Below are 22,295 nucleotides of genomic sequence, written 5' to 3'. Positions count from 1 at the left end.
ACATCTCGAAGCGTGAGGGGCGGCCGCCTCTGCTGTCTCGCGAAGAACCGCAGATCAGCAGGTCGGGTGACCTCCGAGGTTAAACAACAAGCTCAGGCGCGCGCGGCGGGACGCCGGGTGGTCTCCGCTCAGCGGCGGGCGGCCGCCCCGGCGGGCGCGGGCTGGTCGGTGTCGCCGTGCCAGGTGGGCCAGCCGACCAGGCGGGGGCGCTCGGTGACCCAGGCGCGCGTGTCGGTGCCGATCTCGGCGCTGATGAGGTCCTCCAGCCGGGCGCTGTACCGGGCGACGAGGTCACGGTGGGCGGGCTCGGCGGCGAGGTTGCGCATCTCGTCGGGGTCCTCGACGCGGTCATAGAGCACCACGTCGTTCTGGTCGTGGAGCTCTTGCGGGCTGGTGGGGCGGTTGGGGCTGAGCGGGGAGAAGTAGCGGCCGAAGGTGTACCGCTGGTCGTGGTAGCCGCGCAGGAAGCCTCGCTTGCTCCAGTCGGGGCGCAGCTCTCCCGACAGGATCCGCTGGGGGGCCTGCGGGTCGGCGAACTCGAACCAGAACCCGGCGTCCAGCGTGATGATCGACTCGACGGCGGTGAGCACCCCTTCGCGAACCGACCTCCCCTCCAGTACCGGTGTCAGGGAGCGGCCGTGCAGGGCGGGGAACCTGGTGGCGACCGCCGCCCCGTCCAGCCCCGCGAACTCGAGGAGGGTGGGCGCTAGGTCGACTGCGGAGGCGAGCGCCTCGGTGCGGCCTCCGCCGGGCGCGTCGGGGTGGCTGAGCACGAACGGGACGTGGACGTTCTCGTCGTAGACCAGATTGCCCTTCTGGCGCAGGCCGTGGCTCCCGGCCATCTCGCCGTGGTCGGCCGTGAAGGCGACCACCGTCCGGTCGGCCTGGCCGGAGGCCTCCAACGCGTCGAGGACGAGCTCGATGCTGCGGTCGACGTCCCGGATGGCGTTGAGGTAGAAGTTCAGGCCGTCGTACCAGTGCTGTTCATCGGCGACCGGCCCGAACACCGTGTCCACCATACGCGCGTACTCGGCCACCGCCGGGGACGCGCCGGACAGGTCGTCGCGGAGGCTCGGGGGCAGGTCGAACTCCCAGCGGCGCCGGTAGACCGGGACATCCGCGGCGGCGCGCGCCACGACGGCGTGCGCGAGGCCGGGGGGCAGTCGCACCTGGGGCGAGCCGCCGTAGTCGAAGCTCATGATGTCGTGCGGGTTGACGAAGTTGACGGCCATGAACCAGGGCTGTTCGTCCGCCACGACCGGGGCGCGGTCGCGCAGCCACTTCACGGCCTGGCCGGCGATCACCGGGTCGATCTTGAGCCCGGCCCAGGCGCCCCCGTCGATGTCACCCCAGTCGTTGAACTCGCTGAACCCGTAGGGCTCCAGAGCGTCGGTGGTGGGTCCGGGGTTCCGGGGTGTGACGTACGCGTTGGAGAGGTGCCACTTGCCCTGGTAGGTGCAGTAGTAGCCGGCCTGGCGCAGCATCGTGCCGAGGGTGCCCAGCTGTGGGTCGAGCGGACGGATGTAGGGCATGTTGTCGTTGTCGTAGATGCCGGTCAGCGGTAGGTGCTGCCCGGTGTAGATCACGGACCGCGCGGAGCTGCACATGGCCGACGCGGTGTAGTAGCGCTCGAAGGTGGTGCCCCGCTCGGCGAGCCGCTCCCGGGCCGGGAGCGTGTAGCCCTGGGGACGCGGGATGGCGGCCCGCTCCTCATCGGTGACGATCAGCAGGATGTTCGGTCGACGGGTCATGGCCACCTGTCCTGGCGGAGGGGAGCTGGATTCCGTCGAATCTAGGGGCGGCGCCCGGGAGACCGTCCGAGGACGGGGCCGACCGCGGCCGACCGGGTGAGACCTGCCGCCGGGTGGCGGCCTCACTCCCCGGGCGGCCCGGTCAGACCGATCCTGCGGCGCCGGCCGACGAACGCCGTCCCACGGCTCTCCGACAGGTTCGGATCGCGCGCGGCCGTCCTCTCGTACCACCTGCCGTAGCGGTCCGAGAACGCGGCTGCGGACGCGCCGTGCACCACGATGCTCAGGCCTACGGTGATCGCGACCACCCGCCCGATCAGCTCCACTCCCGGGACGCGTTGTTCCACGATCAGCAGTCCCAGCACGATCGAGGCGAGGCCGCGCGGCCCGAACCATCCGATGTACGCCACGGTCCGGGGCTTCAGCCCGCTCCTGGCGAGGGAGACGGCGACGGGAACCATCCTGACCACGGTGAGGCTGAGCACGGCGTAGGCGGTGATGCGCCAGCTGAGGTGCTGCAGTGCCGGGCCGAGGACCACGGCCCCGAAGACCAGCAGACCGAGCAGGGCCAGCAGGCTGCCCAGGTGCTCGGCGAGGTCCGCGGTGCGGTCGCCCTCCGGCGGCGGTTCCCCGCCGCCGCGCAGCGCCGACGCGAAGGCGAAGCCGGCCACCCAGGCGGCGATGAACCCGCTTCCGTCGGTGGCCACCGCCAGGCCGTAGGACGCCGCGGCGACCGCGAGGACGTGGATCTGGCGCCATTCCCGCGTGACCCAGCCGCGCCCGCGTGACGACCGCAGCAGGCGGCCTCCGCCGGCTCCGACGATCAGGCCGAGGGCGGTGCTCAGCAGCAGAGCCCGCCAGAACGTCCCGGTCTCCCCCTGCTCGGCGTACCCGGTGCCGGGGATGGCCGCCAGGAAGAGCACGAAGAAGGGCAGCACCATCCCGTCGTTCAGCCCGCTCTCCACGTTCAGCCCCTGCCGCACCAGGGCGGGAACCCGCGGATTGGCGATCGCACTGCTGCCGAGAGCCGCGTCGGTCGGCGCGAGCACGGCACCCACCAGCGCGAGCTCCCACCCGGTGAGCCCGGGCAGCAGCGGCCACGCGAGCAGCCAGCCCAGAGCGATGCTGAGCGGCAAGCCGGCGCCGAGCAGTCGGCCCGGCAGGCCGGCGCCGGTGCGCAGGTCCGTCGGGCGTACGGACATGGCGTCGGTGAACAGCACCAGGGTGAGGGCGGTCTCCAGGAAGGTGAGCAGCAGTTCGCCGTCGGCGTCCAGGCTCATCAGGTCGAGACCGGCGGGACCCAGCAGGACGCCGGCACCCGCGAACACGATGGCCCCGGACACCGGTGTGCTCGCCAGGCGTCGCGAGACGAGTGCGTAGGCCGCGGTGACGCCGGCCGTCGCGACCCCCGCCCACACGATGTCACTCATCGGCGCCGGTGGGCAGCGGGACCGGCAGTAGGACGCAGCTCGACGAGATCGGCTCGGCCGGGGCGGTGTTCACCGCGATCCGCCCTGCTCCGGACGGCGCCGGCGCCACGGGGCGGGCCGCCGGTGCCCGCCCCGCCCGCTCCCGGCCCGGACGGAGGCCCTGGCGGCTCGTTCATCGGCTCTCCCACATTTCGTGCGGCCGTGGCACCGCTGACCACCATTGCCCCGTAGAACCCGCCGAGCGGCACCCCGAGGTGCGCCTTCCGGATCAGGCACGTCGCGTGGACGCGGCGCAGGACCGACCGGTCCGAGGAGCAGGTCGACCGACGGTGCGGAGCGGGGTCCTGCGGACATCCGGCCCCCCGGGCATGGGCCGGACGACTCATGGCACGCCCGCCGCATTCTGCGAACGTCGGAGAGGAGGGAGGGATCGTCCCTCCCGCACTCGACAAAGGAGGCGAGACGCATGCTCGGCATCCACCACCAGGTATCACGTCCGCCCGTGACGGCCCCGCCCGACGAGATCGGACGCCTCGGCTGGATGGTGATCGGATCCTCGGTGCTCGCCGCCGCCGCGATCAGGCACGGGCTGGCGGGGGCCGTCACGATCGCCAAGGACATGACGCACCCTGCCCCGCAGTCCGCACCCGCACCGGAGCGGCCGGCACCGGCCGCCGGTCTCGGCATCGACGAGCGGGACGGATGGATCTTCATCACCGCCGTGTTCGTCCTGGCCGGCGCCGTGGCCCGCGGTCTCGCCCATTTCGTGGAGAGCCTCCGGGAGGCCACGCATCCGACACACCAGCAGGTGCGGGCATGATGCCCGGCCGACGGCGGTGACGGGCGCGGGCAGGCCCGGGCCGCCGGGAGCGCGGCTGCCGTCGGCAGGGCCCCCAGGACGAAGTACGCCGGCGCCGCCCCGGTGACGGCGGTGGCGGTTCAGCTCCGGGCCGCGGACGGCTTCGGGCCTTCGCCGCGCGGACCGAGCCACAGCGTCAGGACGTAGGCCACCGCCACGGAGACGATCACCAGCGGCATGACGGTGACGCCGTCGCCGCCCAGCAGCAGGGTCGCGAGGAGCACCGAGGTCATCGGGAGCCGCAACAGGGCGACGGACATGCCGCCGATGCCCATGGCGAACGCGGCGGTGAGCGGCAGCCCGGCGAGATGGGAGAGCGCCATCCCTCCCACCGCCCCCAGGAACATCGCCGGGAAGACCGGCCCGCCGCGGAAGGCGCTCAACGAGGCGCAGTAGGCCAGTGCCTTGCAGACGACCAGGAGGACCAGCGCGCCGACCGAGTAGCCGGCATGGCCGGCCAGCAGCGGGCCCATCGCGGTCTGCCCCGAGTAGAGCACGTCCGCCGCGCCCTTGCCGGTCGCCGTGGTGTAGACGATGGTGCACCCGGCGACCGCCAGTCCCATCAGCACCGTCGCGGGGATCCGGTGCCGTTCCACCCGTGATCTCAGCAGCAGGGCGGCCCGGCGGATGCCGGTTCCGAGCAGGGCGGCCGCCACGCCGATGACCAGCGCCCAGGCGAATTCGGCGATGTCCGGCCGGTCCGCGGGCGGCACGTTCGACAGCGCCAGGGAATACGTGCCGAGACCGGTCCAGCTGCCGAGGCCGATGAAGATGAGGGAGCCGATACCGGCTGCGAGCAGGCCGGGGACCAGGACCGCCCCCAGCATCGGCCCGCCGAGCCCCGAAGCTTCCATCAGCAGGAAAGCACCGAGCAGGGGCGACCCCAGCAGGGTGCTGACGGCCGCGAAACTCCCGGCGGCTCCGACGACGGCGACGACTTGCGGCGGGACGGCCCGACCGGGGCGTCTGACGGCCAGCACCGCCAGGCCGCCGCCGAGCACGATCAGCGGTGCCTCCGGTCCGAGGACCGCGCCCAGGCTGAGGGTGGCCAGCGCGGCCAGGAACACTCCCGGAAGTTCGACCGCGCTCGGGGCGCCCGTGGTCGACAGTCCGTCGGACGGCTCGTGGCCGCCCGTTCCGGGGAGGTACCGGATCGTCGCGCCGACCAGCAGCCCGGCGACGCCGAGCAGCGGCAACGGCCACCAGGGGGGCGTCCCGTGGAAGCCGAGCCCCCGGGGCAGGTCCTCGTAGGTCACCGACTGCAGCTTGGCGACCAGGGCGAGGAAGCCGTAGGCGGCCGCGGAGACCAGCACCCCGAGGACGGCCGCGAGTGCCAGCAGCTTCAGGTAGGCGGACGTACGGATGAGGGCCGCCGGGTCCGGGGGCGCCGCTCCGGGTGCCGGGGTCCGGGGGTCGGCCGACAAGCTCATCTCCTCCTGGACGCCGGTCTCCGCTGGGAACCTGGCGGCGGCAGCCGCGTCCCCGACGTCTATCACGGAGCGACGGCGGCCACCGGCCGTGCGGAGGCAACCGATCGGCAGTGCGGGAAGCATCACTCGAACAGCCCAGCTCCGTCCGGGCGGGCGATGACGGGGCCGCCCCGGCGCCCGGGGCGGCCGAGATGAATGGTGCTATCGTCAGTAGCACCATGTTGCTGAAGCTGGACATCGGGGACACCCGACCGCTGCACGAGCAGGTCGCCGGGGCGATCAGACGGGCCGTCGCCGAGGGCGAGCTCGCCCCCGGGGACAAGCTGCCCCCGGCCCGCGAACTGTCCCGGGCCCTGGGGGTGAACTCCAACACCGTGCTGCGCGGCCTGCGCACGCTGCGCGACGAGGGGGTGCTGGAGTTCCGCCGGGGGCGCGGCGTCACGGTCGCGGCGGGCGCCGACACCCGATCCGAACTGGTCGGCCGAGTGCGGAAGTTGGTCGAGGACGCGGCGCTGGCCGGCTACAGCAGGAACGATCTCGTGGACATGATCAGGGGGATGTCGTGACGGATGAAGAACCCGCGAAGGGACGCACGGCCCGGCGGGGCGGGCTCTGGGGCGCGGCGGTCTGGTCGCTCGGCGTCCTGGCGCTGCTGATCGCACTGCCGCTGTCGGCGCGCCACCGCCTGCCGGAGCCGCTGGCCACCCACTGGGGCGGGCGGCACCCGGACGGTTCGATGACGCTGACGGCGGCGGTGCTCTTCCCGGCGGGCGTCTGGCTGGTCCTGGTACTGCTCTCCGCGCTCGTGCAGCGGTACTGGGCCGAGCGGACGCCCGGCTGCGCGGCGGCGGCGCTGGCGGCCGGCGGGGTGCTGCTGACGGGAGCCCAGGCGTCCATCGTGCACGCCAATCTGGACCGCGCCCGCTGGCAGGACGCCGCGCCGATGGGCGTCGAGGTGGTCCTGGTCCTGGTGGCCACGGGCACCGCGGGGGCGCTGGCCTGGCTGGCGGGTCGGCGGTTCGGCGGCCGCGGTGTGGAGCGTCCGGCAGCGGGGGCCCCGGCACTCGAGGTGCCGGAGGGCGAGCGGTTCGTCTGGCTGTCGCGGACCGCCAACCCGTGGCTGCAGCTGCTCGCCGCCGTACTCGGCCTGCTCGCGGCGGGCGGTGTGCTGGTGGCCGCGAGCGGACTGGCCGGGGGCGGATCGGCCGCGCCGGCCTGGTCGTTCGTCCTGCCGTTCGCGGTGTCCGCCGTCACCGCGCTCGGCTGCTCCTCGGTGCAGGCGCGGGTGACCGCCCGGGGCCTGACCGTCGGCTTCGGCCCGTTCGGCCGGCCGGCCCGGCACTGGTCCCCCGCCGACCTCGACTCGGCGCGCGCCGAGGAGCGCACCGCCGGTCAGGCGGGCGGCTGGGGGTACCGGATCAACGGGCGCGGCACCACGGTGATGCTGCGCGGGGGCGCGTGCCTGGTGGTCCGCACCCGCCGGGGCGCCGAGTTCGCGGTCAGCGTCGACGACGCCGAGCGCGGGGCGGCCCTGCTCAACGCGCTGATCGCGCGCGCCGGGCAGCCCCTGGGGTGATCCGTGGCGCTGCGGGCGGTAAACCACTCGATTCGGTGGTGCTTCGAACTCCGTTGCGGGTACACCAGTTGACGGCTGCTCAGGTACGGGCGGCGCCCCGTCGACACCGCCCCCACCCTGCCCCCTCGCGGCCCGAGAAGTCCGCGGGCGCACGCGCCCGTCCGCACGCAAGGAGGCGTCCGTGACTCATGACTCACGCACGCAGATCCCCCCGGACGCCCGGCGGGGCGTCCAGGACGAACGAACCGTCACGTTCCTACGACTCGGCGTCGGCCTGATCGGCCTCCTGCTGCCGCCCGCCCTGCCGTTCGGCAACTGGCTCGCGGCCGAGCTGCTGGGGCGCAGCACGGACGGCTACTGGCCGGGCTCGATGAGCGGCTCGTACTACACCGGCACGCGGAACGTCTTCGTCGGCGCCCTGTGCGCGCTCGGGGTGTTCCTGGTCTGCTACCGCTTCGACCGCCGGGACGACCGCTGGAGCACGGCGGCCGGGACCTTCGCGGTCGGCGTCGCCCTGTGCCCGACGGCCCCGTCGGGCGACGCTTCGGGCCTCCAGCGCACCGTCGGGGTGTTCCACCTGGTCTTCGCCGGCCTGCTGTTCGTGATGCTGGCGATGTTCTGCCTCTACTCCTTCCGCAATCCCCGCTCCACCCAGCCGGCCCGGGTCGGCGCGGCGTACCTGGCGGCCGGGGTGCTGATCCTGGCGGCCCTGCTGCTCTCCCTCGCGGCCGGGGCGACGGGCATCGGCGCCGACTGGCCGGTGCGGCCGCTGTACCTGTGCGAATGGCTGGCGACGTGGTCCTTCGGTGCGGCCTGGACCGGCGCCGCGCTCGAACTCGCCGCGCACCGCCGGGGCGGCTCGGGCACCGACGTCATCCCCCGGCAGAAGGGCGCGGCGACGATGGAGCCGCTGCGTCCCGAAGCCCAGGCCTGAGATCTCGTCATCTCGTCGTACCGGTAGACCGTTACCATGCGCACCAGGGACCGCCACCACGGCGGCCGGTGACGGATGCCCACCAGGAGGGCGAGCATGGCGAACGAGGTTCGGGCGGAGAACGGTCCGCAGGAGAAGTACCCGTCGGTGGACCTGCGGATGGACGTCCCGCACTCCGCCCGGGTCTACGACTACCTCATCGGCGGCAAGACCAACTTCGAGGCGGACCGGGTCGCCGCGCACGCCTCCGTGCAGGCCTGGCCGTCACTGCCGATCTCGATGCGCACCACCCGCGACTTCATGCAGCGGTCGGTGCGCCACCTCGCCGAGAAGCACGGCGTGCGGCAGTTCCTGGACATCGGCACCGGCATACCCACCTCGCCGAACGTGCACGAGATCGCCCAGGCGATCGCCCCCGAGGCCCGGGTCGCGTACGTGGACAACGACCCGATCGTGCTGACCCACGCCCGGGCGCTGATGTCCAGCACGCCGCAGGGACGCACCTGTTACGTGGACGCCGACTTCCGCGACCCGGAGTCGATCATCGGCAACCCCCGGCTGCGCGAGGTGCTCGACCTCTCGCAGCCGGTGGCCCTGTCGCTGATCGCGATCGTCCACTTCGTGCTGGACGAGGACGACCCGCAGGGCATCGTGCGCCGCTTCATGGACGCCCTGGCACCCGGCAGCTTCCTCGTCATGACGGTCTTCACCGGCGACACCGACCCGGTGGGCGTGGGCGGCGTCGGCCGCGAGTACAACGCGCGCGGCATCCCGCTGCAGATCCGCGACAAGGCCGAGACCGAGGCCTTCTTCGACGGCTTCGAGCTGCTCGACCCGGGCGTCACCCTGGTCCACCACTGGAACCCGGACGCCGACGCCGCGCCCGTCCGCGACCGGGACATCGCGATGTACGCGGGCGTGGCCGTCAAGCGCTGAGCGGCCCGGGCGAGGCGGGGCCCGGTCAGCCGGAGACGGCGACCAGGCCCGCCTCGTAGGCCAGGATGACCAGGTGGACCCGGTCGCGGGCGTCGAGCTTGGCCAGCAGCCGGGTCATGTACGTCTTGACGGTGGCGACGCTGAGCACCAGTTCGGCGGCGATCTCGGAGTTGGACAGGCCCCGGCCGACCAGGGTGAGGATCTCCCGCTCGCGCTCGGTGATCGCGTCCAGTCGCCGTACGGCGTCCTTCCGGACGGCGGCGTCGTCCGCACCGGGCCCCCGCTCCGGCCACCGCGCCCGCTCCGGCGGTCGGCCGTCGGCGAACGCGCCGATCAGGCGCCGGGTGACGCTCGGTGCGATCAGGGCGTCCCCGGCGGCGACCACCCGCACCGCGGCGAGGATGTCCTCCAGCGCCATGTCCTTGACCAGGAACCCGGATGCCCCGGCGTGCAGCGCCGCGTAGACGTGCTCGTCCTCGTCGAAGGTGGTGAGCACGACCACCCTGACCGGCCCGTCCGCGGCGGTCACCAGCCTCGTGGCCTCGATGCCGTCCGTGCCGGGCATCCGGATGTCCATCACCACGACGTCCGGGCGCAGTTCGGCGGCCAGCCGGACGGCCTCGGCCCCGGTCCCCGCCTCGCCGACCACCTCGATGTCGGCCGTCTCCGCGATGACCATCTCCAGCGCGGCCCGCACCAGCGGCTGGTCGTCGGCCAGCACCACCCTGATCACGCGCCCGCCTCCCCGTCGGCCCCGTGGGCCCCGGCCGCCGCCGGAACGGCGGCACCGGCCCCGGTCGGCACCGGCACCGGCAGCTTGGCCGCGACCCGGAACCCGCCGTCGGGGCACGGCCCGGCGGCGAACTCCCCGTGCAGCAGGGCGACCCGCTCCCGCAGCCCGGCCAGCCCGAAACCGCCGCCGCGGGCGGTACCGGGGCCCCGGCCCCGGTCGGTGACCTCGATGGACAGCTCCCCCGCCGTTCGGCGGTCGACGCGGACGACGCAGGCCCGGACGTCCGCGTGCCGCACCACGTTGGTGACCGCCTCCTGGAGGATCCGGAACGCCGCGAGGTCCACCTCCGCCGGCAGCGGCCCCTGGTCGCCCTGCCGCCGGACCTCCACCCGCACACCCGCCGCGGTGGTCGCCTCGGCCAGCCGGTCGAGGTCGGCCAGGCCCGGCGGGGCGGTCCTCGGGGGCTCGCCGTCCGCCTGACGCAGCACGACCAGCATCCGGCGCAGCCCGGCCAGGGCGTCCCGCCCGGCGGCTTCGATCTCACCCAGCGCCGCCTTGGCCCGCTCGGGCCGGCTGTCGATGACCCGGCGGGCGGCACCGGCCTGCAGGGCGACGATGCCGAGGCTGTGCGCGACGGTGTCGTGCATCTCGCGGGCGATCCGCAGCCGTTCGGCGGTGACCGCCTCGGCGGCCGCCCGGGTGCTCAACGCCTCGGCGTGCTCCCGGTTCTGCCGCACCGAGCGGCCGGTCAGCCAGGCGACCAGCGCGAGCAGTGCGGCGCCGTCGGCCGAGCCGATGTGGGTGCCGGTGAAGATGCCGACGGTGTTGCCGTGCACCAGGCCGATGTGCAGCACCAGGAAGCCCATGACCAGGCCGAACGCCGCCCGCGAGGTGCGGCGCGGCCGGGTCGCGGTGATCAGGCAGAGCGCGGTGTCCACGGCGAGCAGTGCGGCGGGCGGCACCTGGGCGCCGCCGGCCCAGCCGTCGGTCTCCGTCCAGGTGGCGACCAGCAGCAGGACGACCGAGGACACCGGCAGCCGGCGCACCAGCGCGGCGCCCGCGAAGGCCACCGCCGAGTCGGCCAGGGTGAACGGCCACCCGCCGTGCGCGGCGGCGCCGTGGTGCTGTGCGGCGCCGCCACCGAGCCGGACGGCGGGATAGGCGGCGGCCACGCACCAGGCGAGCCCGACCCAGACCTCGGGCGGGACGCGCCGGAACAGCGGCGGGGGCGGGGTGGAGGGCATGGTTCGAGATCGTAACGACGGGCCGCAGCGCCGTCATCCAGCCCTGGTTGTACGACCGGGGGTGACACGGACCGCCGTACGGTGTCGACACCGGTCGGATGCGGCGGACCCGGCTCCCCCGGCACCGTGGAGCCCATGATCGAAGCCATCGAGCTGACGAAGCGTCACGGTCGCGGGACCGCCGCCAGGACCGCCGTCGACCGCCTCACCTTCACCGTCCGGCCGGGCACCGTCACCGGCTTCCTCGGCCCCAACGGCGCCGGCAAGTCCACCACCCTGCGGCTGGTCCTGGGCCTGAACGACCCCACGGCCGGCAGCGTCACCGTCGACGGCCGCCCCTTCCGGGGCCGCCCGCGCGGGCTACGGCACGTCGGCGCGCTGCTCGACGCGGGCGACGTCCACGGCGGGCGCACCGGCCGGGCCCACCTGCGGGCACTGGCGCGCAGCAACCGCATCCCGCTGCGGCGGGTGGACGAGGTGCTGGAGGAGGTCGGCCTCGGCCGGGCCGCCGGGCGGCGGATCGGCAGCTACTCGCTGGGCATGAAGCAGCGCCTCGGCATCGCGGGCGCGCTGCTCGGCGACCCGCCCGTACTGCTCTTCGACGAGCCGCTGAACGGCCTCGACCCGGAGGGCGTGCTGTGGGTGCGCGGGCTCTTCCGCCGCCTCGCCGCCGAGGGACGGACGGTGTTCGTCTCCAGCCACATGATGGCGGAGATGGAGCACACCGCCGACCGGCTGGTGGTGATCGGGCGCGGCCGGCTGCTCGCCGACGAGAGCCTCACCGCCTTCGCCGCCCGGGCCGGCCGGGCTGCCGTCACCATCCGGGCCGCCGAACCCGACCGGCTGGCGGCCGTGTTGACCGCCGCGGGCGCCACCGTCCGGCCCGCGCCGGACGAATCCCTCGTGGTGACCGGTCTCGATGCCGCCAGGATCGGCGAACTCGCCCTGGATCAACGCCTGTTGCTGCACGCCCTGACCGCCCGCGGTGCCTCCCTGGAGGAGGCGTTCATGGAACTGACCGCCGACACCACCGAATACCTCGCCCACCTCGCCGGAGAGCCCCGATGAGCACCCTGTCCCCCACCCCCGCCGACCGGACCGAGCTCCGCGCCCGCTTCCGCGACCTGCTCGCCGCCGAGTGGACCAAGTTCTGGTCGCTGCGCTCGATCCCCTGGGTGCTCGGCCTGAGCGCCATCGCCATCGTCGCGGCCGACCTCAAGTCCGCCCAGTACACCCGCGACCACTACACCCCGGGCGACGGCGATCCGCTGGTCATGGCGCAGGTGGCACTGGGCGGCGCCTTCGACCTCACCGCCGCGGACATCCTGATGCTCGTCGGGGGCGGGATCGGCGCGATCGTCATCGCGGGCGAGTACGCGACCGGGCTGATCCGTACGACGCTCGCCGCGGTGCCCGACCGGCGGGCGGTGCTGCTGGCCAAGGCGTGCGTGCTGACGGCCGTGATGCTCGGTTTCGGGGTGCTCACCGTCGGCGTGTCCTTCGGCGGCAGCCAGGCGATCCTCTCCGGCGTCGGCATCGGGCAGTCCGTCACCGACCCGATGGCTCTGCGGTACGTCGCGGCGGCCGTGCTGTTCGGCCCGGTGTGCGCGCTGACCGGGCTCGGGCTCGGCACACTGCTGCGGCACGGCGCGGGGGCCGTGGTGGGCACCGTCGTGGTGCTGTTCTTCGTGCCGTCGATCGTCACCGAGCGCTACCGCTGGTCGGCCGACCTGCTGCACGCCCTGCCGCTGCCCGCCTGGCAGCGCCTGGCCCGGACCAGCCTGGCGGGCCTGCGCCCCAGCGAGTACCCCGCCACCGTCGCGGGCGCGTGGATCACCTACGCGGTGTGGGCGGTCGCCTCGGTGGCGGTCGCGGCGGCCGTGGCACACCGCCGGGACCACTGACCGGGGTTCCGGGGCCACCGCCGAGCGGGGGTCTGCCCGGCTGCGGCGCGCGGGGAACGCCGGGATGCGGCGCGCGGGGAACGCGGTTCGTAATACCGCCCGCCACACTCCCACCCGCCACGCGCCGCCCGCCACGCGCCGCCCGTCACGACCCGTCCCCCACCGGGTCACGCCGCTCCGCCGACCGCCCCGCGACGGTGTCCGCCACTGCCACCAGCAGCGCCGCCAGCACCAGGCCCGCGGCGACCGACACGCCCAGTTGGAAGGCCAGCGCCCAGTCCGGGTGGCGGCCGCCGGCGTGGGCGAAGAAGACCGAGCCGACGACCGCGATGCCCACCGCCGAGCCGACCCGCTGGGCGGTCTGCAGCACCCCGCCCGCGCTGCCCGCCCGGGCGACCGGGACCTGCTGCAGCGTCAGCGTCTGGTTCGGGGCGATCACCAGGCCGCTGCCCACCCCGGCGACCAGCAGCGGCAGCACCGTCGTCCAGCCCACCCGGGGCCCCGACCACAGCTGCACCGCGAGCGCCGCGGCCAGCAGGCCGCCCAGCACCAGCAGCAGCCCGACGACCACCAGCCGACGGCCGAGCCGGCTCACCAGCCGCCCGCCCACCGCCGCGGCCACGCCCGAGCCGACCGCGAAAGGAGTGATCGCCAAGCCCGCCATCAGCGCCGAGTAGTGCAGACCGGCCTGCAGGTACAGCGTGAAGATGAAGAAGATCGCGGTGAACCCGGCGAAGTACGCCAGCGACAGCACCACCCCCGCCGCGTACGGGCGCACCGCGAACAGCGCCATGCTCACCAGCGGCTCCCGCCGCCGCCCGTAGTGCACCTCCCAGCCGACGAAGGCCGCGAGCAGCACCGCGGCGAGCGGCAGCAGCAGCCAGCGGGCCGGGCTGTGCCACTGCTGCGCCTGCACGAACGGAAGGAGCAGCGCGACCGTGCCGGCGCCGAGCAGCAGCACGCCGACCGGGTCGAAGTCGCGGTGCCCGGCCCGGTCGGCGGCGGGCGGGGGCGGCGGGAGCAGCCGGTGGGCGATCGGCAGGGCCGCGACGCCGATCGGCAGGTTGACGAAGAACACCCAGCGCCAGCCGTCCTGCGGGCCGAACAGGTGGATCAGCAGCCCGCCGAGGAGGGGGCCGACGGCGGTGGAGAGCCCGATGGTCGCGCCGAGCGCGCCGAAGGCCCGGCCGCGCTCGGCGCCCCGGAAGAGGGTCTGGATGAACCCGGACACCTGCGGGACGAGCACGCCGCCCGCCGCGCCCTGGAACAGCCGGGCCAGCACCAGCCACTCCTGGCTCTGCGCGGCCCCGGCCAGTGCGCTGGCCGCGGTGAACAGGGCGAGCCCGGTGAGGAAGACGGCCCGCCGACTGCGGGCGTCGCCGAGCCGCCCGGCCGGGACGAGCACCAGGCCGAAGGCCAGCGCGTATCCGCTGAGCACCCACTGCAGACCGCTCTCCGACATGTGCAGTCCGGCCCGGACGGTCGGCAGGGCGACGTTGACGATGCTGACGTCCAGGAGGGTCATGAATCCGGCGACCAGGCAGACCGCGAGCGCCCGCCAGCGCCGGGCGGCGGCCCGCCCGCCGAGGGCGGAGGCGCCGGGCGGGTCCGGGTGCGCGGCGCCGCGCGGGGGGTGGACGGTCATGGGAGCCCCTTCCCGCGGTCCGGGGGGCCTGGTGCGGCCGGCCGTCGGTCGGCTCGGCCCGGCTCATCGTCGCCCGGCCGGCCCCCGGCCGCCACCCGGGCCGGCCACACCCTCGTTCACCCGAACGGCCGAATCGGATCGCGATCGGCGGCCGCACCACGGAGGCTGACGGCATGACCGTCGCCACCGAGGCCCCGCCGTCCGCCCCGCCGGTACTGGACGTCCGGCAGCGGAACGTCGTCTTCGCCACCATCGTGCTCGGCATCCTGCTGGCCGCCCTCGACCAGACCATCGTCGGCACCGCGCTGCCCACCATCGTCGCCGACCTCGGCGGGGCGGCGCACATGTCCTGGGTGGTGACGGCCTATCTGCTGGCCGAGACGGTGGCGACCGTACTGGCCGGCAAGTTCGGCGACCTGTACGGGCGCAAGCTGCTGTTCCAGGTCTCGGCGATCGTCTTCGTCGCCGGCTCGTTCCTGTGCGGCCTGGCCACGAACATGACGCTGCTGATCGCCTGGCGGGCGGTGCAGGGCCTCGGCGCGGGCGGTCTGATGGTCACCGCCATGGCGCTGATCGCGGACGTCATCCCGCTGCGCGAGCGCGGCAAGTACCAGGGCGCGATCGGCGCGGTGTTCGGCGTGGCCACGGTGATCGGGCCGCTGCTGGGCGGGCTGTTCACCGACCACCTGTCCTGGCGCTGGGCGTTCTACGTCAACGTGCCGATCGCGGTCGTGGTGGTGGCCGCGGCCGCCCGGACGATCCCGTCGGTGCGCTCGGCGACCCGCCCGGTGGTCGACTACCTGGGCATCGTGCTGGTCTCGGTCGGCGCGGGCGCGCTGATCCTGGCGACCAGTTGGGGCGGCAACCAGTACGCCTGGGGCTCCGGGGTGATCGTCGCCCTGTTCGTCGGCGGCGCGGCGGCGCTCGGACTGTTCTGCTGGGCGGAGGTCCGGGCGGTCGAACCGATGCTGCCGATGCGGCTGTTCGGCAACCCGGTGTTCACGGTCTGCTCGGTGCTCAGCTTCATCGTCGGCTTCGCGATGCTCGGCGCGCTGACCTTCCTGCCGACCTTCCTGCAGTACGTCGACGGCGACTCGGCGACCGTCTCCGGGGTGCGGATGCTGCCGATGGTCATCGGTCTGCTGCTGGCCGCGATCGGCAGCGGCACCGTGGTCAGCAGGACCGGGAAGTACCGGCTGTTCCCCATCGCCGGCACCCTCGTGATGGCCCTCGGCCTCTACCTGCTCTCCCGGCTCGAACCGGGCACCGGCACCGCGCTCGCCTCGCTCTACATGTTCGTGCTCGGCGTCGGCATCGGCCTGAGCATGCAGGTGCTCACCATCGCCGTACAGAACACCGTCGACTACGCCGACCTCGGCACGGCCACCTCCGGGGTCACCTTCTTCCGCACCATCGGCAGTTCCTTCGGCACGGCCGTGTTCGGCACGATCTACGCCAACAGCCTCAAGTCCGAACTCGGCAAGGGCGTCGGTACCGCGGCCCGGCTCACCGGCGCCGACCCGGCCGTGCTCGCCGGTGCCGCCGAGAGCCCGCGCGGACTGCACCAGCTGCCCGCCGACCAGGCCGCGCCGATCGTCCAGTCCTACTCGGACGCCCTGCACACCGTGTACCTGTGGACGATCCCGGTGGCCCTCGTCGGCTTCGTGGTGTCCCTCTTCCTCAAGCAGGTGCAACTGCGCGACACCGCCCGGGCGGGCTCCACCGACATGGGCGAGGGCTTCGCCCAACCCACCACCGGCGACTCCGACCCGCACCTGGAGTACGCGGTCTGCACGATCGTGCGCGGCGTGGACCTCGGCACCGTCCGGACGATCGTCTCCGGCGCGGACACCCGGCTCGACCTGGCCGGGGCCTGGGCCCTGATGGAGGTGGCCGGCCACACCAAGGCCGTCGGGCACGCCTCGCTCGACCTGATCGCCGCCCGCAAACGGGTGCCGCCCGAGGTGCTGGAGCCGGTCTTCGACCGGATGGCCGCCGAAGGCTACCTGCTCCGCGACGGCGACCGCCTCACCCCCACCGAGGCCGGCACCCGGGAGGTCCGGTCCCTGGCCCGCGCGTGGTCCGACTGGCTCAACGCCCGCCTCGACGCCGACGCCGGCCGCCCGCGCAGTCCGCAACTGCGCACCGCAGCGGACGCCATCGCCTGGCGGCTGCTGGTCGAGGACCTGGCCAACGGGCTGCCGGCACACGTTCGGGAGAAGGTGGGCGCCCGCCTCTAGGCCGGGCGGCGGGTGGCGGGCCGAGGGCGGCGGGCCGCGGCGGGCACGCCGGCCCGGACTCGAAGCCCGCCGGCCAGCTCGTCCAGGCCGTCAAGCCGTCAAGCCGTCAGCCCGTCACCTCTTCAGCCCGTCAGCCCGTCACCCAGGGGGCCTCCGGGAGCTTCGCCGCGTCGTCGTGGCCGGAGAACTCGACCTCCGTCGGCGTGCCCAGGCCGGTCATCCGCATGGTCACCCGCCGCAGCGCACCGTCGCCGTCCACCCAGTACGTCAGCGGCGAGCGCCCGCCGTCGGGGGCGGCGCCCTGGGCGCGCGGGCCCGCGAACCGGTCGTAGCTCCGGCCGTCGATGCGGTCCCGGCCCAGCCAGCGCGCACCGGACTGGGCCAGCAGCAGCGGGTTGTCGGGGCGGTCGGCGCCGAGTTGGACCAGCAGGCTGAGCCCGGCGTCCAGCGGGTCCGCGGTGTACGAGCGCGGCGACCAGCCGGCGCGCGGCACGTGCTCGGCCTGCTGCCACGCCGGGCCGTCGACGCCGGCCGGTTCCGGGGCCAGCCCGAGGCCGCCGGTGTCCCAGACGATCAGGCCGTGGTCCAGCGGGCCGCTCGCCCCGGTGGTCCGGTAGCGGCCCACGCCCCGGTGGCTGCGGTAGTCCACGACGCCGTCGACCCGGATGGTGACGCCCCCGCCCTCAGCCGCCGTGAGCGTCACCGCCACCGGACTGGCCTGGTACAGGTTGAGCCGGGACAGGGCCAGCCGGGACGCCTCGTCCGTGGTCACCGGCCGTTCCGCGGCCGCCTCGGAGCCCGCTCGGTAGACGACCAGGCCGACCGCCACGGTGCCGCACACCACGATCGCGGCCAGGACCCGGAGCCAGCGGCTCCGGCGCGGCCTGCGGGTGTCGGTCGTCGGCTTGCGGGCCATGCGGCTTCCTTCTCTCGTCGGTCGGTCGGGTCGGGCCACCGTGCGGCGGTCGCCCGCGGGACGGCAGTCGCCGGGCGGTTGTCGCCGGGCCGCCGTGACCGAGCGGTCACAGCAGTCGGGCGGGTCCGGGGACCGTCGGTCCGCGAACCCGCCCGATCCGGTCCGGCAGGGGTCTACCGGGGCCGGTCACCCCGGGTGGGGCGTCGTGCTACCGGTGCTGAGCGGCCCGGCGCCTGCGGACCAGCACCACCAGCGCCGTACCGAGGGCGATCAGCGCCGCCGCACCGGTCATGGCCATCGGCATCCCGGAGCCCGCACCGGTGTCGGGCAGGTGCCCGGGTGCGGGGCCCGGCGGGGCCGGGGGCGCCGGCACCGGGGTCGTCGTCGTCGGCGGCGGCGTGGGCGCCGGCGTCTCGGTCGGTGTCGCCGTCGGGGTGGGCGTCGGGGTCGGGGTGGGGATCAGCCGGTTGACGGCCGTCACCGAGACTCCGGCGTCCAGGTTGGCGGAGGTGAGCACCAGCGGCCCGAACACCGTGACCTCGGGCGCCGAGTAGCCCTCCGGCGGGCTCAGCTCCTGCCAGTAGTACGTCCCGGGCACACCGCTGCCGCCGCAGAGTCCGTCGGCCGCGGTCGTGCACGGTTCACCGACCTTGGTGTCGGGCTTGGTGCCGGTCGGCTGCAGCCCGTCCGTGCCGTTGGTCTCGTGCCACAGCTGGAACTTCGCGCCGGCCAGCGGCTTGCCGTCCTGGTCGTGCTTGACCAGGCGCAGCGCGCCCTCCTGTTGGCGGAAACCGAAGTCGAAGGTGTGGTCGTTCTGCCCCGGCCCGCCGGTGGTCAGTGCCCGTTCCGGGTACTTCCCGCCCGCCGGGACGACGCCGTCGGAGTCGACGAAGCGGTTGTCACCGACGTCGTGGGCGGTCGGCACCCACTGGAACAGCGGACCGTCCTTGGCGTAGTCGGCCGGATCGTCCAGCTTGATCGTGTACTTGGTCCTGGGCTTGAGGCCGCCGTCGACGTTGCTGTCGTCGAAGTAGTACTCGCCGCGCGCCGTCGTCTTCGTCGTACCGACCAGCTTCCCCGACTCGTCGTACAGGTGGACGGTGGCCCCCGGCACCGGGCGCTGGCCCGGCAGTTGGAGGCCGCTGCGCTCGGGGTCGTACCAGACCCGGTTGCCGATCTGCAGCGGCGCCTGGTCGCAGAGCACTTCGAGGTCGCCCATCGCGGCGCCCTTGCCGAACGGCGGGACCTCACCGACGGGGTTGAGGCGCAGGCCACCGTCGGCCTTGCCGTCGCGCTTCTCGAAGCCCGGGCCGTAGCCGAAGGCCATGCCGTTGGGGTCGTAGCCCGAGGTCGCGATGGAGGCCTCGACCTTGGAGAACGCCATCCCGGCGTTCAGGGCGTTGTTGTGGCCGATGCGGTTGTTGTCGAAGAACCGGGTGCCTCGGGTCGTGGCTCCGCAGCCGTTGTCGGTGTCCAGCACGTACGTGCCGTTGACCAGGCAGGCCTTGTTCAGGTCACCGCCGGGAAGGACGGTGGCCGTCGTGCCGGCCGTCGGACCGGCCGCCGACTGGTCACCGAAGCGGTCGCGGAAGGCGATCAGCATCGAGCCGTCGGTCTCGAAGGCGATCTCGGCCACCGCCGGTTCGGGGTTGGCCATGTAGCCGGTGCAGGCCTGGCCGTTCTGCGTGGCCGGGTAGGTGTCCTGCCACGGGAACCAGGCGGCGCCGGGGCAGGGACCGCCGACCGTGCTGCCGCGCGGGTAGTCGAGCGGCTGGTCCAGCACGGGCTTCTTGAACGCGCCGGTGGCCAGGTCGAAGGGCAGCACCACGGCCCGCAGGTCCGAGGCCTTGCCGGTCGACTCGCCGGAGCAGACGCCGCCGAGGTAGCCGGTGCCGTCCTGCAGCCCGAGGCCGTACGGCCGCCAGTCACCGGCCGCCGGGCAGCCCGGGTCCGGGATGGCGTAGGCGGCCTCCGGCTCCGCGGCGGTCGGCGCGGTGGCGTCGTAGCGGTAGAGCTTGCGGTCGTGGAGGTTGACGACGAACAGGTCCTTGCCGTCGTCGGTGATCTTGACGGCGCCGAGGCTCTCCTTGCCCACCGCGGGCAGGAAGGCGTCGTCGTTGCCCGGGCCGTGCGGCGTGGTGCCGGCGTCCGGGACGGTCGCGAAGAGGGTGGTCGTCTTCTTCGCCGGGTCGGTCACGTAGATCGCGCCCGCGCCGCCGGGGCCGTACGCCGTGGTGCGCTTGGCCGAGGCGGCGGAGAAGAGCCGCTTGTCGGTCCGGCTCCACGCGACGCCGTAGACGTTGCCGGTCTGCTCGGCCGTGGCCAGGTCGGTCACGGTCGCGTCGGTGCCGGCCACACCCCGGGCGCTGTACGGGAAGGAGACCAGCGTGTGCGCCGTCACGCCTTCCCTGGGCGCGGGTTGACAGGTCGACACCAGCGGCGCGTTCTTCTGGCAGTAGTCGCCCGGGCTCCACAGCCCCGTGGTGAGTTCCGCCTTCTTGCCGCCGGAGAGGTCGACGAACTCCTCGTTGCTGCTCAACTGGTTCGGCGCACCGGCCAGGCCCTGGCGCGACGCGAAGGCCGGGAACAGCGCGCCCGGCTTCGGATTCACCACCTGGACGCGGTACTTGCCCCCGGTCACCTTGCCGGCCGCCGGTGCCAGCGTCACCGTTCCGTCAGCCGCCGTGGTGCCCTCGATGCCGGCACCGGCGTCGTCCGTGAGCGTCACCTTGACGCCCGCCATGCCCGGCTCCAGCGCGGGCGTCCACACCCCGCTGGTGTCCACGGCCCGGATCACCCGGACCGTCACCGTGCCGTCGCCGGTCTGTGGAAACGCCGACGGGGCCGCCGCCAGCGAGCAGGCGCCGATCGCGACGGCCAGGGCCACCGCGCCGCCCAGTCTGCGACCGCCGGGCCCACCCGGTCGTCGCCGAGCCGAGCCGCGCCCGGCGTCGGCTGCTCGTTCACTTGTCGTCGTCATCCCTGCTCTCATCGTCCAGTTGGGCATCGTCCGGCTGGTCCGCCGCCCGGCCTCGCAAGGGAGTCCGCGAGTGGCGGAAAGCCGCCATTGTTAACGGGAGCTTAAAGCGGATTCGGACAAGTTCGCAGCAGAACAAGGAACCTTGACGCCACATCAGACGTTGCGGAGCCGTCACAGCCCCTCTTCTGCCCCGGTCCGCCGGGCAGTTGACCAGTACGAAGGCGCCTGCGGGGTCGGCTTCACCTGCGGGCGCCATTATGCACCCGTCAACTGTCGAACACACTTCCTGCCGGAACCGCGCACACCGCGTCCCGCCCCACCCACCCCACCTTCACCTTCCGTCGCGGGCCCCGCCGTCCGGTCCGGCCGGAACCGGCTCGGGCAGGATGGCCGGATGCGGATGAAGACACCGGTGTGGCGGATCCTGCCGGCCGGACCCCGCCGGAAGTCGCCCGGGCCACACCGGAAGTCGCCCGGGCCGGGCCGGCGCCGGAGGGGTTGAAAGCGCCACCGGCCGCCCGACGCGGGTGCGTCGGGCGGCCGGTGGGGTGGCTCGTGGCCGGTGATGCGGTCCGCGGCCGGCGGCCGGGGCGCGGGCCGGTGAAGGCTTAGAAGAAGCCGTCGTCCTCGTAGTAGTTGTTGACGACCACCTCGGGACCGTCGTCGTCGAACGCCTCGTTGAGCAGCGCGCCGCCGACCAGGCCCGCCGCGCCCGCGCCGATCAGCGCGCCGGTGCCGAAGCGGCGGCCGCCGCCCTGCCCCTGCTGGCCGGGGGCCTGCGGGTAGCCCTGCTGGGGGACGGGCTGCGGGTAGCCCTGCTGCGGGGTGTAGAACGGCGGGGCGGTGGTCTGCACCCGCTGGGCGCAGGCGACGCAGGTCTCGATCTGGCGCGGCACGCCCCACTGCGGCGACCACAGCACCGCGGTCGTGCCGGCACCGTGCGAGGGGTCGAAGAAACACGTCACGGGGGAACTCCCTGCTCCTGGCTGGTTCTGCGGAACGGCGGGCACGACGGCGGGCGCGGGCGGCGCGGGCGGCACGGCGGGCTTGACCGGTGCGGGAGCGGGCGGGGCCGCCGGAGCGGGCTGCAGCACGTCCACGCCGAAGTCCGTGGCGATGCCTGCGAGCCCCGACGCGTACCCCTGCCCGACCGCCCGGAACTTCCAGTCCGCGCCGTGCCGGTACAGCTCGGCGAACACCATCGCCGTCTCGCTGCCGGCCTCGGGCGTCACGTCGTAGCGCACCAGCTCGGCGCCGCCGTCCGGGTCGGTGATCCGGATGTACGCGCCGCGCACCTGGCCGAAGCTCTGGCGCCGCTGTGCCGCGTCGTAGATCGCCACCGCGAAGACGATCTTCTCCACGCCGACGGAGACCTCCGCGAGCCGGACCTCGATCCGTTCGCGGTCGGGGCCGCCGCCGGAGGCGCCCTGGTGGCGGACGGAGCCGTCCGGGCTCCGCAGGTTGTTGAAGAAGACGAAGTTCTGGTCCGAGCCGACCTTGCCGTCCGCCCCGCACAGCAGCGCGCTGGCGTCCAGGTCGTACCCGGCCCCGGCCGTCCAGCCGAGGCCGATCCGGAGCACCTGCAGCCCGGGGGCCTGCCTGCCCAGGGAGACGTTGCCGCCCTTCGTCAGGGCCACACTCATGGGACTTCCTCCACGACCGTACGAGTACCGCTGTCCGACCACGACAACGCTGTAGAGGGTCGCGCCGGTTCCCG

16 protein-coding genes and 1 pseudogene are annotated in these 22,295 nt (G+C 74.1%); 8 read left to right on the top strand and 9 right to left on the bottom strand.

Annotated features, from left to right (window positions below; translation table 11 throughout):
* Positions 1 to 128 precede the first annotated feature (128 nt).
* Complete coding sequence (locus IF30_RS0126695) at positions 129 to 1,751, bottom strand: sulfatase-like hydrolase/transferase (protein ID WP_051711212.1); 1,623 nt, start codon at positions 1,749 to 1,751, stop codon at positions 129 to 131.
* A gap of 122 nt (positions 1,752 to 1,873) precedes the next feature.
* Positions 1,874 to 3,181 carry a cation:proton antiporter gene (locus IF30_RS0126690; RefSeq protein ID WP_078891712.1) on the bottom strand — a complete coding sequence of 436 codons (1,308 nt, stop codon included), beginning with the start codon at positions 3,179 to 3,181 and terminating at the stop codon, positions 1,874 to 1,876.
* A 466-nt stretch (positions 3,182 to 3,647) separates the two neighbouring features.
* On the opposite strand from IF30_RS0126690, the gene IF30_RS0126680 reads away from it, so the two are divergent.
* The gene (locus IF30_RS0126680) at positions 3,648 to 4,001 is read left to right on the top strand and encodes a hypothetical protein (RefSeq protein WP_030243150.1); all 354 of its coding nucleotides are present in this window, start codon (positions 3,648 to 3,650) and stop codon (positions 3,999 to 4,001) included.
* 119 nt (positions 4,002 to 4,120) lie between these two features.
* On the opposite strand, the gene IF30_RS0126675 is transcribed toward IF30_RS0126680, so the two are convergent.
* The gene (locus tag IF30_RS0126675; protein WP_234322849.1) at positions 4,121 to 5,464 is read right to left on the bottom strand and encodes a chloride channel protein; all 1,344 of its coding nucleotides are present in this window, start codon (positions 5,462 to 5,464) and stop codon (positions 4,121 to 4,123) included.
* 224 nt (positions 5,465 to 5,688) lie between these two features.
* On the opposite strand from IF30_RS0126675, the gene IF30_RS0126670 reads away from it, so the two are divergent.
* The 4 genes from IF30_RS0126670 (at position 5,689) to IF30_RS0126655 (ending at position 8,916) form a co-directional block, all read left to right on the top strand.
* The gene (locus IF30_RS0126670; RefSeq protein ID WP_030243147.1) at positions 5,689 to 6,036 is read left to right on the top strand and encodes a GntR family transcriptional regulator; all 348 of its coding nucleotides are present in this window, start codon (positions 5,689 to 5,691) and stop codon (positions 6,034 to 6,036) included.
* A complete protein-coding gene (locus IF30_RS0126665) occupies positions 6,033 to 7,046 on the top strand; it encodes a hypothetical protein (RefSeq protein ID WP_030243145.1) in 1,014 nt (337 codons plus the stop codon). Before IF30_RS0126670 ends, IF30_RS0126665 begins: the two co-directional genes overlap by 4 nt.
* Positions 7,047 to 7,227: 181 nt before the next feature.
* The gene (locus IF30_RS43955; RefSeq protein ID WP_051711210.1) at positions 7,228 to 7,980 is read left to right on the top strand and encodes a hypothetical protein; all 753 of its coding nucleotides are present in this window, start codon (positions 7,228 to 7,230) and stop codon (positions 7,978 to 7,980) included.
* Positions 7,981 to 8,076: 96 nt separating this feature from the next.
* Positions 8,077 to 8,916, top strand: coding sequence for an SAM-dependent methyltransferase (locus IF30_RS0126655; protein WP_030243142.1), 840 nt, complete (start codon positions 8,077 to 8,079; stop codon positions 8,914 to 8,916).
* A gap of 25 nt (positions 8,917 to 8,941) precedes the next feature.
* On the opposite strand, the gene IF30_RS0126650 is transcribed toward IF30_RS0126655, so the two are convergent.
* Together IF30_RS0126650 and IF30_RS0126645 are read right to left on the bottom strand one after the other, a co-directional pair.
* Entirely contained in the window at positions 8,942 to 9,595 is a 654-nt protein-coding gene (locus IF30_RS0126650; protein ID WP_051711225.1) for a response regulator transcription factor, read from the bottom strand.
* Between the two features lie 50 nt (positions 9,596 to 9,645).
* Complete coding sequence (locus tag IF30_RS0126645) at positions 9,646 to 10,893, bottom strand: sensor histidine kinase (protein WP_030243138.1); 1,248 nt, start codon at positions 10,891 to 10,893, stop codon at positions 9,646 to 9,648.
* A gap of 135 nt (positions 10,894 to 11,028) precedes the next feature.
* Between IF30_RS0126645 and IF30_RS0126640 the strand changes: the two genes are divergently transcribed.
* Positions 11,029 to 11,961 carry an ABC transporter ATP-binding protein gene (locus IF30_RS0126640; protein WP_030243136.1) on the top strand — a complete coding sequence of 311 codons (933 nt, stop codon included), beginning with the start codon at positions 11,029 to 11,031 and terminating at the stop codon, positions 11,959 to 11,961.
* A complete protein-coding gene (locus IF30_RS0126635) occupies positions 11,958 to 12,797 on the top strand; it encodes an ABC transporter permease subunit (RefSeq protein WP_030243135.1) in 840 nt (279 codons plus the stop codon). Before IF30_RS0126640 ends, IF30_RS0126635 begins: the two co-directional genes overlap by 4 nt.
* A 145-nt stretch (positions 12,798 to 12,942) precedes the next feature.
* Here IF30_RS0126635 and IF30_RS0126630 read toward each other — a convergent pair whose 3' ends face one another.
* The gene (locus tag IF30_RS0126630) at positions 12,943 to 14,442 is read right to left on the bottom strand and encodes an MFS transporter (protein ID WP_030243133.1); all 1,500 of its coding nucleotides are present in this window, start codon (positions 14,440 to 14,442) and stop codon (positions 12,943 to 12,945) included.
* A gap of 173 nt (positions 14,443 to 14,615) precedes the next feature.
* Between IF30_RS0126630 and IF30_RS0126625 the strand changes: the two genes are divergently transcribed.
* Positions 14,616 to 16,682: an MDR family MFS transporter gene (locus IF30_RS0126625; protein WP_030243131.1), complete on the top strand. Its 2,067-nt coding sequence runs from the start codon at positions 14,616 to 14,618 to the stop codon at positions 16,680 to 16,682.
* Between the two features lie 130 nt (positions 16,683 to 16,812).
* Here IF30_RS0126625 and IF30_RS0126620 read toward each other — a convergent pair whose 3' ends face one another.
* The 3 genes and pseudogenes from IF30_RS0126620 to IF30_RS49650 all read right to left on the bottom strand — a co-directional run.
* The gene (locus IF30_RS0126620) at positions 16,813 to 17,598 is read right to left on the bottom strand and encodes a hypothetical protein (protein ID WP_030243129.1); all 786 of its coding nucleotides are present in this window, start codon (positions 17,596 to 17,598) and stop codon (positions 16,813 to 16,815) included.
* 208 nt (positions 17,599 to 17,806) lie between these two features.
* A complete protein-coding gene (locus tag IF30_RS0126615; RefSeq protein ID WP_234322848.1) occupies positions 17,807 to 20,485 on the bottom strand; it encodes an SdrD B-like domain-containing protein in 2,679 nt (892 codons plus the stop codon).
* Positions 20,486 to 21,669: 1,184 nt separating this feature from the next.
* Positions 21,670 to 22,221 (bottom strand): annotated as a pseudogene (locus IF30_RS49650) (TerD family protein); the annotation flags it as partial.
* Positions 22,222 to 22,295 lie beyond the last annotated feature (74 nt).

Origin of the sequence: Streptomyces sp. NRRL S-350 (assembly GCF_000719705.1) — a bacterium.
In the GTDB taxonomy this organism is placed as follows: Bacteria; Actinomycetota; Actinomycetes; order Streptomycetales; family Streptomycetaceae; genus Kitasatospora.
The sequence above is the reverse complement of the archived record's forward strand: the minus strand, read 5'-3'. Positions and strand labels throughout refer to the sequence as shown.